The organism is Banduia mediterranea (genome assembly GCF_031846245.1).
Lineage (GTDB): Bacteria > Pseudomonadota > Gammaproteobacteria > Nevskiales > Nevskiaceae > Banduia > Banduia mediterranea.
In genome coordinates this window covers 201,487-214,138 of record NZ_JAVRIC010000002.1, presented here as the reverse complement: position 1 = coordinate 214,138, position 12,652 = coordinate 201,487, and the positions used below count along the sequence as shown (strand labels likewise).

Annotated in this window: 8 protein-coding genes; 7 read left to right on the top strand and 1 reads right to left on the bottom strand. The window is 62.5% G+C overall.

Annotated features, from left to right (window positions below; all coding sequences use genetic code 11):
- Nucleotides 1-41 precede the first annotated feature (41 nt).
- The 7 genes from RM530_RS02455 (at nucleotide 42) to murJ (ending at nucleotide 11,462) form a co-directional block, all read left to right on the top strand.
- Complete coding sequence (locus RM530_RS02455; RefSeq protein ID WP_311363617.1) at nucleotides 42-2,999, top strand: SLBB domain-containing protein; 2,958 nt, start codon at nucleotides 42-44, stop codon at nucleotides 2,997-2,999.
- 28 nt (nucleotides 3,000-3,027) lie between these two features.
- The gene (locus RM530_RS02450) at nucleotides 3,028-5,232 is read left to right on the top strand and encodes a YjbH domain-containing protein (protein WP_311363616.1); all 2,205 of its coding nucleotides are present in this window, start codon (nucleotides 3,028-3,030) and stop codon (nucleotides 5,230-5,232) included.
- 78 nt (nucleotides 5,233-5,310) lie between these two features.
- On the top strand, nucleotides 5,311-6,186 hold the full coding sequence (locus RM530_RS02445; protein WP_311363615.1) for a GNVR domain-containing protein: 876 nt from the start codon (nucleotides 5,311-5,313) through the stop codon (nucleotides 6,184-6,186).
- 34 nt (nucleotides 6,187-6,220) lie between these two features.
- Entirely contained in the window at nucleotides 6,221-7,540 is a 1,320-nt protein-coding gene (locus tag RM530_RS02440) for an O-antigen ligase family protein (RefSeq protein ID WP_311363614.1), read from the top strand.
- Nucleotides 7,541-7,602: 62 nt separating this feature from the next.
- Complete coding sequence (locus tag RM530_RS02435) at nucleotides 7,603-8,715, top strand: glycosyltransferase (protein WP_311363613.1); 1,113 nt, start codon at nucleotides 7,603-7,605, stop codon at nucleotides 8,713-8,715.
- Nucleotides 8,716-8,742: 27 nt separating this feature from the next.
- Nucleotides 8,743-9,954: a glycosyltransferase family 4 protein gene (locus RM530_RS02430; RefSeq protein ID WP_311363612.1), complete on the top strand. Its 1,212-nt coding sequence runs from the start codon at nucleotides 8,743-8,745 to the stop codon at nucleotides 9,952-9,954.
- Nucleotides 9,951-11,462 (top strand): murein biosynthesis integral membrane protein MurJ, encoded by a 1,512-nt coding sequence (gene murJ / locus RM530_RS02425; protein WP_311363611.1) that lies wholly within the window; start codon nucleotides 9,951-9,953, stop codon nucleotides 11,460-11,462. Before RM530_RS02430 ends, murJ begins: the two co-directional genes overlap by 4 nt.
- On the opposite strand, the gene RM530_RS02420 is transcribed toward murJ, so the two are convergent.
- A complete protein-coding gene (locus RM530_RS02420) occupies nucleotides 11,433-12,617 on the bottom strand; it encodes a glycosyltransferase (protein ID WP_311363610.1) in 1,185 nt (394 codons plus the stop codon). The two genes, murJ and RM530_RS02420, sit on opposite strands and share 30 nt — an antisense overlap.
- Between the last annotated feature and the right edge of the window lie 35 nt (nucleotides 12,618-12,652).

Below are 12,652 nucleotides of genomic sequence, written 5' to 3'. Positions count from 1 at the left end.
TCCTCAAGCCATGTCATTTTCAGACAGCAGGGTGATTCCGCGTGAGATTTGAGCTGCCTGCCAGCCGCCGGCTGATTGGTGAATGGGTTCGATGCGCCGCCACGGCCTTGGTACTTTTCGGCTGCGGAATTGCCGCTGCGCAGAGCGGTTCGCCAGACATTCTGGATACGCTCAGCCCCGAGCAGCGCCAGCAGTTGATCGACGCCTACGCGGAATCCCGGCCCATGGGCTCGAACGATGGCTCGTTCGAGCAATACGGTTCCGGCGAAGTCCCCCAGGCGCGCGGCAGCGACGGTGGCTCCGGGGTTCAGGATGATCCGGTGCTCGGTGCCGAACGGCAGCGGCAGGCCCGTCAGCGCGTTCTGCAACTCAGACGGCAGTACCTCCGGTTTACGGATACTCCCTTTTCGGCCAATCTCGAGCCCTTCGGATACAGCCTGTTCATCGGCGCGGCGCCCAGCACATTCGCGCCCGTTGACAACTTCCCGGTGCCGGCCGATTACGTCGTCGGCCCGGGTGATCTGATCCGGGTCCAGATCTACGAAAACAACAACGCCTCCTACGCTCTGGAGATCAGCCGGGACGGGGCAATCAACATTCCGGGTATCGGGCCCGTCGATGTCGCCGGACTTCGTTTCGCGGAAGTCCAGCAGACCGTTCGGGCTCAGATAGAGCAGCGCATCATCGGCGCCAAGGCGGATGTCACCTTGGGGCGGCTACGCTCGATGCAGATATTCCTGGTCGGCGATGTCAACCAGCCCGGGTCCTATACCGTCAGTTCGCTCAGCACCATGACCAATGCCCTCTTTCAGGGCGGCGGTGTCGGGCTCTCCGGTTCCTTGCGTAAGATTCAGCTGAAGCGTGGGGGGCGTGTGGTGTCCACCCTGGATTTCTACGACCTGTTGATCCGTGGTGATGCCCACGCCGATTTGCGACTGATGCCGGGCGATGTGATCTTCGTGCCACCGGTCGGCGCCCAGGTGGCTGTCGATGGCGAAGTCAAACGGCCGGCGATCTATGAACTCGACGGCGAACGGAGCGTCGGACAGATGCTGGAGCTGGCGGGTGGCTTGCGGGCCTCGTCTTCGGCCGCAGCAACCATCGAACGGGTTTCGCCCTCGCACGGACGCGTCATCGTCGATATCGGGCGTGACGGGGTGATCGAACGTTCCGCGCCGGTGCACGACGGCGATGCGATCAAGATCAAGCAGGTCTCTCCGAGGATCGAAGACAAGGTCCGGGTCGAAGGTTTCGTCAAATATCCCGGACGCTACCAGTGGAGCGCGGGCATGAGTCTCGCGGATGTGCTGCAGGTCGCCGCGCCGCTGTCGTCGGATAGCGGAGAGGAGGCCTACTTCCCCGCCATCCTGATCGAACGCACCACCGAGGCGGGCGGCGTGCGCCGCTGGTCCGCGTTGCAGCGCGGGCCGGGAGGGCTGGTGCCGGCAGAGTCGCTGCGCCCGAATGATCTGATCGTCGTCCTGAGCCGGTCTGATGTCGAGTATCTGAGCTCTTCGGACGTTCGCTCAGCCGTGGCCGGCGGTGGCCGCCAGGTTTCGTCCTGTCCCGGGCTCGATCAATTGACGAGGCTGCTGTCGTCGCAGCGGGCATCCCGCCTGGTCCATATTTTTGCGTCCGAGCGTGATTCCTTCGGCATGTCCGATCAATGGGGCGATATTCAGGAGGCGGCGAACGGGGACGCGCGAAATCGCGACGATAGCGCGCCGTCGTATGACGGTTATCTGCCGGCAACGCCGGGGCAGCAGGTACAGAACAGGGATCAGGCTCTGATTCTTGGTCAGGGCTCTGCGAACGGGCAGGGCGATGCGTTCATCACCGGAAATGGCCAGGCCGGGCGCAGCGCCAGGCTGGTATCGTCGGGCCCGCGTTCGCAGTTGCCATCGAGTGCGGCGCGGCAGCAACTCGCTCCGGCCAGTCAATGTCCCCGGATCTATCAGCGAGTACCGCAGATCCTGCCGTTTCTGCTGGAACGTTCGGTCGCGGTATTCGGGGAGGTCCGCCGTCCGGGGCTTTATCCGGTGGCCGATGGAACGGCCCTGCGCAGCGTGGTCGATGCTGCTGGCGGCCTGACGGCGGAAGGCAATCGCGAGAATGTCGAATATGTTTCCTATGCCCAGGCCCTGGACACTGGACAGTCGCGCTATCAGACCCTGGACGTCGGTCAGGATCAGACCTTGGCGATCGACATGCACCCGGGCGATATCCTCAACTTCAGGCCGGTGTATGTCGGCCAGGAAAACGGCGTGGTGCGGCTGTATGGCGAAGTCCGGTTTCCGGGCGCGTACAGCATCATTCGCGGCGAGCGTTTGTCCGACATCATTCGTCGCGCCGGCGGGCTGACCGACCAGGCTTATCCCTATGGCGCTGTGCTGACGCGCGAGTCCGCGCGTCGTGCCGAGCAGATCACCAACCAGCGCGCCGCCAAGGATCTGCGCGAGGCACTGGTGACCGCGGTGACCAGCGGCGCGCTGCCGGATTCCGATGCTTCGTCCGGCTTCCTGTCCGGTATCGTCCAAAGCTTGGAAAGCAGCCCGACCGTTGGCCGGGTCGTGACCGAAACCGACCCGCAGGTGCTCGCGGCGCGCCCCGAGCTCGACATCGTGGTCGAGCCCGGCGATAAGCTCTACATGCCCAAGCGCCCCGCCACTGTCACCGTGACAGGGCAGGTGCTCAACGCCGGAACGGTGGCATTCGTTTCGGGCCGTGATGCTTCGGAATACATCGACATGGCCGGCGGCTTCACCCAGGGGGCGGATGACGAACGTGCCTTTCTGATCCTGCCCAGTGGCCAGGCCCGAAAGCTTGAAACCTCGTTCTGGAATTTCCGCCGGGTCGACGTGCCGCCTGGCAGCTATATCGTCGTTCCGCGTGACGCCACGCCGCTCAACGGATGGGTCTTGAGCGAAAAGTTGCTGGGCATCTTCTCCAACCTTGCGGTTTCGGCAGCAGCGCTGGCCGTGATCGGCGACAACAACTGAGCCCCGGCACGATTTCCGGCGCCCGGCCATGGCGGTTTTTCGCCTGATGATCCGCCAATACTGGCGCTGGGCGCTGGCGTTCGGCTGCGCCGTGCTCAGCCCGGGCATTTCCGCCGGACAGGCGCCGCAGTTCGATATCCTCAACGACTACGGGGAAGTCGGCCTGTTGCAGACGCCCACTGCGCGCGTCTCGGAAGAAGGCGAATTCGCCGTAGGCGTCTCCACGGTACGCCCCTACAACCAGCTGCAATTCTCGCTGCAGGTCCTGGATCGCCTGGAGGCCGTATTCCGCTACACCGAAGTGAGCAACCGGCTCTATGGGCCGGAAAGCTTCAGCGGCGACCAGAGCTACAAGGATCGATCGGTCGATGCCAAATTCGTGCTGCTTCATGAGGGTCCGCACTGGCCCTCGCTGGCGGTCGGCGCGCGCGACATGGGCGGTACCGGGCTGTTCTCGGGCGAATACCTCGTTGCCAACCGGCGCTGGTACGACTGGGACTTCTCGCTTGGGATCGGCTGGGGGCGTCTGGGCGCGCGTGGCGGCCTGGATAATCCGCTCAGCGAGATATCCGACGAATTTTCAGATCGCTCGACCGACGGCACGCCGGGCAACAGTGGGTTCGATCGCCTGTTCCGTGGCGACGAGATCGGCCTGTTCGGCGGAGTGCGCTGGAGCAGCCCGTGGTCCGGTCTGTCATTCGTCGCCGAATGGGATGGCAATGACTACGAGTCCGAGGCCCTGGACAACGATCAGGACATAAGCTTCCCGATCAACCTGGGGCTGAACTGGCGTCCCAACCGTATCGTGGATACCAGCCTGGGCTGGGAGCGCGGCTCGATCCTCACGGCGCGCGTTTCGTTCCGGACCAACTTCAACGAAGCGCAGGGCGTCCCCAAGTTCCTCGATCCGCCGATGCCCCAGCTTCGGCGTCCCCAGGATCAACTCCCGGACTTTCCAGACAAGGCGCAGAGGTCCGCAGACACGGATACTACGCTGGGCAGCGCAGAGATCGAAACGCTCAGGCCCGGCACAACCATGCACTTGCACCAGGCGATGGCGGAGCAAGGTTTCGGCCTGCAGGCTTATTCGTATCAAGCCGACACCGGAACACTCACGGTTTGGTATGCGCAAAGCCGGTACCGCTCTCAGGCGGAAGCATTCGGCAGGTTGTCGCGCGTTCTGGCGCAGCGAGCGCCGCCCGAGGTCAGCAATTTCACCTTGATCGAGGTCTATCTCGGATTTGAAGCGTATCGAGTGAATCTGGTGCGCAGCGAAGTCGAGCGCCTGGCGCTGGGCCATGCCGCACCCGAGGAGGCCGAGCGCGCTATTCGCGTTTCCGGCCCGGACCTGTTCTCGCACTGGCAGCAACAGGGTGGAACCCAGGACTACCCCGGACTGTCGTTTTCCTCCGGCCCCGGTTGGAGGCAACACGTCGGTGGGCCGGATGGCTTCTACCTGTTCCAGCTCTGGTGGAAACTGGGCGCCTCCCTGTCGCTGGCCCCCAACTGGAGCATCTCGACCCAGGTGGGGGCCAACATCTACAACAATTTCGACAAGCTCGAACTTCAGTCCGACAGCGTGCTGCCGCATGTGCGCAGCGACATCGCCGAATATCTCAAGCAGGGCGAGAACAACCTGGTCAGGCTGGAGACCAACTACTTCTTTCCGGTGGGCGAATCCTGGTATGGCCGGGTATCCGCGGGCCTGTTCGAGGAAATGTACGGCGGCATCGCCGGCGAAGTGCTGTACCGCCCGTTCCAGAGCCCGCTCGCCCTGGGCCTGGACTTGGCACGCGTGCGCAAGCGGGATTACGACCAGCGCCTCGACTTCCTGGACTATCAGGTCACGACCGGTCATCTCACCGCGTACTACGACATGCGAGCCATCGACACGCTCGTCCAATTCAGTTACGGGCGTTATCTTGCCGGCGACTGGGGCGGCACGCTCAACATCGCCCACTTCTTCGACAGCGGCGTTTCGGTCGGGGCATTCGCCACCAAGACCAACGTTTCCGCCGATGACTTCGGCGAAGGCTCGTTCGACAAAGGGTTTTATGTGAATATCCCGATGGACCTGTTTTTTGCCCGGTCCACACGGCGGCGCGCACCCATCCTGTTCCGGCCGCTGACTCGCGATGGTGGCCAGATGGTCCGAGACGGAATTCGCTTGTACGGAGCAACCGAGACAGTACCGCCGCTCGGCGGCAAGGCTCGTAGCGGACTCATCCGGTAACGCCGCCTTCAGTGCGAAACCCGTCGCTCTGATTCAAGAGCTTTATCGATTCAATACGTAACGACCGGTGTATTCAAGATGATCACTCCTGGCAATACCTCGGGTTCGAGCGAGGTCACGCTCACCGAGATTGGCGGACTGTTGCTTGGTGGCAAATGGTGGATTCTCACCAGCACTTTGCTTGGCTTGGCGCTGGGCCTTGCCTGGGCGCTGAGCGCCACGCCGATTTACCGCGCTGAAGTCTTGCTGGCGCCCACGAGCGAGCGCGGGCAGTCGGGCGGGATCTCCGGCCTGGGTGGCCAACTCGGCGGACTCGCCTCACTGGCGGGCATGTCCATCGGCGGCGCTGGCGGGCGGGAAGTCGAAGCGGTGGCGACGCTGGAATCCCGCGCACTGACGGATCAGTTCGTCAGCGATGAAAAACTGCTTCCGGTCTTGTTCGGCGATCAATGGGATGCCAAGCAAAACCAATGGCTAGTGGATGACCCCGCGCAAGTGCCCACGCTATGGGACGCCAACAAGCTCTTCGCAAAGAAGATCCGCACCGTGGAGCAGGATGGCGCCACCGGTCTGGTGACACTGAGTATCGAATGGAAAGATCCGGAACAGGCGGCGCACTGGGCGTCTGAACTGGTCAGCAGAACCAATGAACGGATGCGCAACCGCGCCATTTCCAGCGCCGAAAAGAATCTTGCCTACCTCAAACGGCAGCTTGAGCAGAACAGCATCGCCGAGATACGCACCGCCATCTACAAGCTGATCGAAAGCGAACTCAAGACCAGCATGCTGGCCCAGGGCGACGAGGAATACGCCTTCAGGGTGCTGGACCCGGCCGTGGTTCCCCAGGAACCCGTGCGGCCCCAAAAGAAAGTCATCGTGCTGCTGGGGCTGGTGCTTGGATTCATGCTTTCAAGCTTTGCAGTAATGGTCGTCGGCTTTTCGCGCAGGCGCTGAGCCTCAACGCGCCGACTCGCCGTTCAGACCTCACATGCGGATCAACCCCCAAGCCGCCGTCTATGCCGGGTTTTGTCTGCTGGGTCCGATCGGGGCCCTGACCCCGGTGCCGGGATTACCGAGCTCCTTCCGGTTCTACTACGCCCTGTTGCCGATCGGCATCGTGGTTTTCGCGTGCCGGGGGATCAACCGGAAAGTCTTCACGGACTTTCTCATCATGATGCCGGTGGTGGTCTACATGGTGATCTCGGCCGGCATCCTGTACGCCTATCACGATGTTTCAGGCCTCTCCAATGACGACAATCCGATCGTGCGCGTCGGCCTGTTCACGTCGATGCTGCTGTTCGCGCTGGCACTTGGAAGCTATCTGTGGCGCAACGAGCCGCGAAGCGCCGAATCGGTAATCGCCGAGCGGGTACTCGGGCTGCGTCTGGTTCTGTTGGGCTATGTCATCACGCTGGCGGCGGGCTATGTCTTTTTTGTCGGTTACTACCTTGGCGTTCTCTCCGTGGAGTTCATCGACAAATTCCAGGTGCTGACCCAGTTCGGCTACGGGCTGCTGCGCTTCTCACCGGGCTCCTATCCCAACGAATACGGAATCGTTTCGAGTTTCATGCTGTCGATCTGGACCGTGCTGATCATGCAGCGCATACCCTTGAAGCAGGCCCGCTCGAAGCTGTCGCTGCCGATGGCGCTGCTGGGTCCGCTGTACATCCTCACGCTGGCGGCCCTGTTTCTGACAACCACTCGCGCCGCCTATGTCGCCTACGTGGCCGCGTTGGCGTATCTCGTCCTTCGTGGCGGCACGGCGGCCACCAAGCTCAAGCGCGTATCGATCGCCGCGGTTGCCGCGCTGGTGCTCGGCATCGGCGCTCAAAGCTACTACGACGTACTGGGCCTGATCGAACAAGGGATCAGGGCGTTTTCCGATCCCAATGCGAGCGCCGCTTCACGGTTTGTGGCCTGGCGCTACGCATGGCTTCAGTTCTGTGACAGCCCGCTTGTCGGCACCGGCTTCGGTTCCCAGCACGGCATCCACAACACCTATCTCCAGTTCTTCTTCGAGCTGGGGGTGCTGGGCAGCGTGCTCATCGGCATAGCGGGTCTGCTGCTGCTGGGGCGGTACGCTCAGCGGCCACGCATGTCCGGCGATCAAGACAGCCCGGATCTGTCCGTATTGAGGGTGGCCAAGAATCTCGCCCTGCTGCACGTGCTCTGGTTCGCCATGAGCAACCACAACCTCAATCATTTTCTTACATGGTTATGTGTGCTGCTGATGTACATGTCCGCGCCACCGGTTTCCAGCAGCGAAACGAGCCTTGTGCCGGCGCCCTTGTCGGGACCGCTCGCTTGAGTATCCAGAGACTTCATCCACAGCCCGCGGCCAGCCGAAAGGTCGGGATATTTCGTCTCCAGTTGTTCAAGCCGTCGGAGACCTTCATCTATGAGCAGGCCGGCCGTCTCGCGCGGTATTCGCCGGTCTACATTGGTTCGCGGTCGTTCGGAGACCCCGGAAATCGAACCGTTCGCGGCAGCGCCGCAAAGTCCGACGCTTCGTCGCTGCGGGCGCTCAGCACCGCGCTGCTGCCGCGCGCAAGACCGTTTTTGCCAGGGTTGGCGCAAGATCGCTTGAGTCTGATCCACTGCCACTTCGGTGTCGACGGTGTCTACGCCGTTCCGCTCGCGCAGCGCCTTGGTATTCCCTTGGTCACGACGTTGCATGGTTTTGACGTCACGCGCATGGACCTCGACTGCCTGCGATCCGGTCGCCCGGCCTTGGTCAATGGCGTGCTGTTCCGGAAAAGGCTGGCCGCCCGGGGTTCGATGTTCCTGTGCGTCTCGGAGTTCATCCGCCAGTCCGCGCTGGCCAGGGGCTATCCGCCAGACAAGCTCAGGGTTCATTACATCGGCATCGACTGCGAGCGCATCGCGCCCCGCCAAGGGCCGGGGCAGCCGGGGCTGATCGTTCATGTCGCGCGTCTGGTGGAGAAGAAGGGCACGACCTATCTGCTCCGCGCGGTGGCGAAGCTTGCGCCGGAATTCGAGGATTTGCGGCTTGTCGTCATTGGTGACGGTCCGCGGCGCGCCGATTTGGAGGCGCAAGCTGCAGCGTTTGGAATTGCCGGCCGCTGCCGTTTCGTCGGCACCCTGCCAAATCACGAAGTGATGGCCTGGATTCGGCAGGCTGCCGTCAAGGTCGTTCCCAGCATCACCGCCGCCGACGGCGACATGGAAGGCTTCGGGATCGTGAACCTGGAAGCAAGCGCCCAGGGCGTGCCAGTCGTCGCATCCGAATCCGGCGGAATCGGAGAGGCCATCGTCCATGAGCAGACCGGCTTGTTGTGTCCGGAACGCGATGTCGAGGCGCTATCCGCCAGCATCCGAAAGCTGCTCCTGAATCCGGATCTGAGAACGGCAATGGGGCTGCGCGGTCGGGCGCGCGTGGAGCAGAGCTTCAATATTGCGCGCCAGACCGAGAAGCTGGAGTCGATTTACGACGAAGCCATCGACGCCGCGCGGCTTTCATGAATCGCATGACGAATTGCACGCACTGAGATGACCGCACCACCCGACCATATCGCCGGCGCCGACAGTGTCGCGGCCCTGAAAATCGCGATTGCCGTACGAGACCCGATCGGCACCGGGGGCGGGAGCGTCGCGCTGCAGACCGCCCGTGCCTTGATTGAACTCGGCCATGAGGTTGTCGTGGTGTCCGATTATCCCGTCCCAGACCTGCCGAACGTGGATGTCATCGCGTTCGGTCAAGCGCTCAAGCGATGGCAGCCGGGCTTCAAAGTCACGTCGCGAATCCGGCACTTGGCGCAGCTTCTGGTGTTCTCCGCATTGGGAAGGATGAAGCTGCGAAAATATGAGAACGCAGGCTACATAACGGTCGATCACAACCTGGAGGCCTGGGGCGGTGACGTGGTTGTCATCCACAATGTATTCAGCCATCAATACCGGGCGGACCACAGGCCCTTGCTGAGGCGACTCCCACAGTTTTTCAATCCGGCCTTTCACTTCCGGATTCTCAGAGAGCGCATCATCCTGCGCCTGGGGCGCGTGCAAACCGCCGTCGCCGTTTCCGAGCAGACGCTCGAAGAAGCCCGTCCCTACCTCAGAGACGGCATGCGCACCGGCGTTGTCCACAATGGGGTCGATCTCGACCGTTTCGTGGCCTTGCCGCCCCAGGCCAGAACCGCCCGCCGAATCGAACAGGGGATCAACGGAAACTTCGTCGCCTTGTTTGTCGGGCACGAATTCGAGCGCAAGCGTCTCGACCTCGTCCTGGAAGCCATTGCGGCCTCTGCACCGGATGTGGTCCTCTGGGTCGTCGGCGGGCGGGTCAGCAATCAAAGCCACTATGAAGACATGGCGCGCAAGCTCGGCGTTCTCGACCGCGTGAGGTTTTGGGGGACGAGACCGGATGTCGAAGCCTTCTTTCAGGTCGCGGACGCATTCGTCTTGCCGAGCGAATACGAAACCTGGGCGCTGGTATGCCTGGAAGCCATGGCTGCCGGAGTTCCCGTGATCATGAGCGCCGTGGGCTGCGCGCCGCATGTGATCGAGCAAGGCAGGAACGGCTACGTGGTGAAGCCGACGGCGGCGGAAATCGCTGCGGCGCTGGCCCGGATGAACGCCGACCGGGTGCACCATGAAGCGATGCGGACCGCGGCGCGCACGGTCGCGCAGGCATATTCCTGGAACGGCGTGGCGCGTCAGTATCTGAGGCTCATACGGGATGCCGCACCAAGCAGGGCGCCATGAGCCGCAAGATCAGTTCAATCGTTTTCGGGAGCCTGGCCTCCAAACTGGTGGGGCTGCTGCGCGAGGTCCTGTTCGCGGCATGGTTTGGAACCGGGCAGACCGCCGCCGGCTTCCGCATCGCACAGACCGCCTATTTGATGCCGGCGCAAGCCTTGATTGGCGATAGCCTCAGCGCCGGCCTGCTGCCGCTGTATCGCAAGATCAAGGCAGAAGACGAATACCACGCCAAAGTGCTCGTGCTGGTCGCGGCGGTTTATGGATTGGTGTTCTCGGTCGTGGTGTCGAGTCTGCTGTACTCGTTTTCTCACGAGATCGTCGGATTCATGGCGCCCGGCGTCGCGCCAGGGGCACAGGCGCTTGCCGCCAAGCTTCTGAAGATCATGGGCCTGTCGACGCCGTTTTTCATTCTCGGCGGCATGCTCAGTTACATCGAGGCGGCCTTCGGTCGTTTCGGCGCGATCGCATGGCGCCCGATGTTGCTCAACATCGGTTCCATTTCCGGTGCGGCGGCCGCCGTGTATACGCATCAGGATCACTGGCTGGCCACGCTTGTCTTCGCCAGCCATTTCGTTTTCTTTCTATGGACGCTCGTGCAACTCAGGCGCCTGGGCGGCGTGTGGCCTCGCGGCCACATTCCGCTTTCGTTGATGGCCCATATGTCCGGCCGGTTTCTGGTGAGCATCGTCCCGCTGCTGGGGCTTCCTCTGGTGGCACAGATCAACACGCTGGTGGAACGCATGGTTTCGTCCCACCTGGGCACAGCCATCATTCCAAGCGTTGACTACGCGCGCTTCGTGTCCGATACCACCGTACAGCTGATCGCCATGCCGCTGGGCGTACTGACCATGTCCCTGCACGGCGGCTCCAAATCGGATGATGCCAAACGTCATGTCACCGACATGGCGTCAACGATCATGATCCTGGCGTTCCCGATCGCCGGCTTCATCGCGCTCAACGCAGAACCGATCGTACGGGTCGTATTCGCGCGTGGTGCGTTCGGCGAGGAATCGGTACAAACCACCCAGGCGGTTCTTCAATGGATGGGTGGAGCCTTGGGGATGACCGTCACCGGGTATTACCTGATCAAGGCGCTCAACGCGCAGATCAGAAACCTGGAATCGTTCGCGATCACGGCCATCGCCTGTGCCGCGAGTATTCTCGTCAACCTGACACTGTGGCGGAGCCTGGGGCCGCCAACCGTGGGGCTGGCTGTCGCAAGCTACAGCGCGGTCGTCTTCACCCTGTGCCTCATACGCCTCTCCCTCTGGAGAGACCTGATCCCGCTGGGTCTCTGGATTTGTGCGGGGCTTGCCGTGCAGGCGCTGGCCGGGCTCGCACTGCCGGGCATGGGAGGGATGGGCGCCTATGGGAGCCTTGCCGGAAATGCCTTGCTGAGCGGCGCCCTGTGGTGTGGCCTGGCCTATTGGGTAGGCCCCGTTCGGCGTGCCGCCAGCCCGGTACTGCTTCGCATACCGCTGCTACGCACGCTTTTTCGTGAGCGCGGCTGACACCAAGGCCATCATCTTGTCGGTGCGGATCTCGTAGGTCTGCTCCTTCGCCGCGGCGAGCCGGTCGCTCAAGGGCGCACAATCACCGCTCAAGACCCTTTCAATGGCCGCTGCAAAAGCCTCGGCGCCGTCCGCGAACGTGGCTACTCCGTGGTACGCCCGCAGCGCAGGCAGTGTCGTAGCCACCACTGGTCGCCCCGCAGCCAGATACTCGAAGAACTTCATGGGAAACATCGAGCGGGTGTAGTCGTTCAACACGTTCGGCAGCAATGCGACATCCATGGCCTTCAGGTAAGCGGGCAGCGAGGCATAAGGGCGCCCGCCCAGAAAATGAATGTTCTTTGCGTTTCGCAACAGCGAAGAGTCTGTCAGCGGATCGCCTTCGCCAATCTCCCCCACGAACACGAACGACCATTGCGGATGCGCATCGGCCAGTTCGCGCAACATCGGAAAATCGAGTTTGTAGCTTGAAATCGCACCGACGAAGCCGAGCCGCGGCGAGGGGATCGCGACGATGTCCTGTGGCACCTGGGTATCGTCGGAAAGCGCCTTGTTGAAATGCTCGAAGTCCGCCACATTCGAAAAGTAATGCGTCTCGGGATTCAGCTGCTTGTGCGTTTCGTACAGGTGCGGAGCCGTGGCGAAGATCAGATCGGCCTGGCGTGACAGCTCATCCTCCCCGCGCGCGACGGCTTCGGTAGGCACGCCAGGCTGGACCTTGACGTCATCCACTGCGTGGTAGACCAGCAGCGAGTACCGGTCAGCGTCATAAAGCTGTGTGGTCAGCGGCGAATAGGTCCACAGGATTTCCGGCGCAATCCGCTTGTTCCAGCACCAGAAGGCCACGCCCGCTTGCAACAGGTAGCGATTGATCCTTCTGATGCTTGGCCGGCCGTGCAGCGGGATGACCAGGGGAGACCACACCCACAAGTTGGGTCTGACCTGCCTGGGAGGCAGCAGCCCGCGCTTCAGCCGCGTGGCGATTCGTCTGAGATCCTTGCCCGTGGCGGTTGGCGCCCGCAGCCCCTGCGATTCGACATAAAGAATCCGATGTCCCCGTGCGGCAAGCTGCACCGCCACATGCTGCTTGTTGGTCCAATAGGGGTTGTCCCAATCCGCCGTGGAAACCAGGACGATGCCTTCGTTCTTGTTCATGCGATGCCGCCGCGCACTGCCGCGGGCAGCGCTTG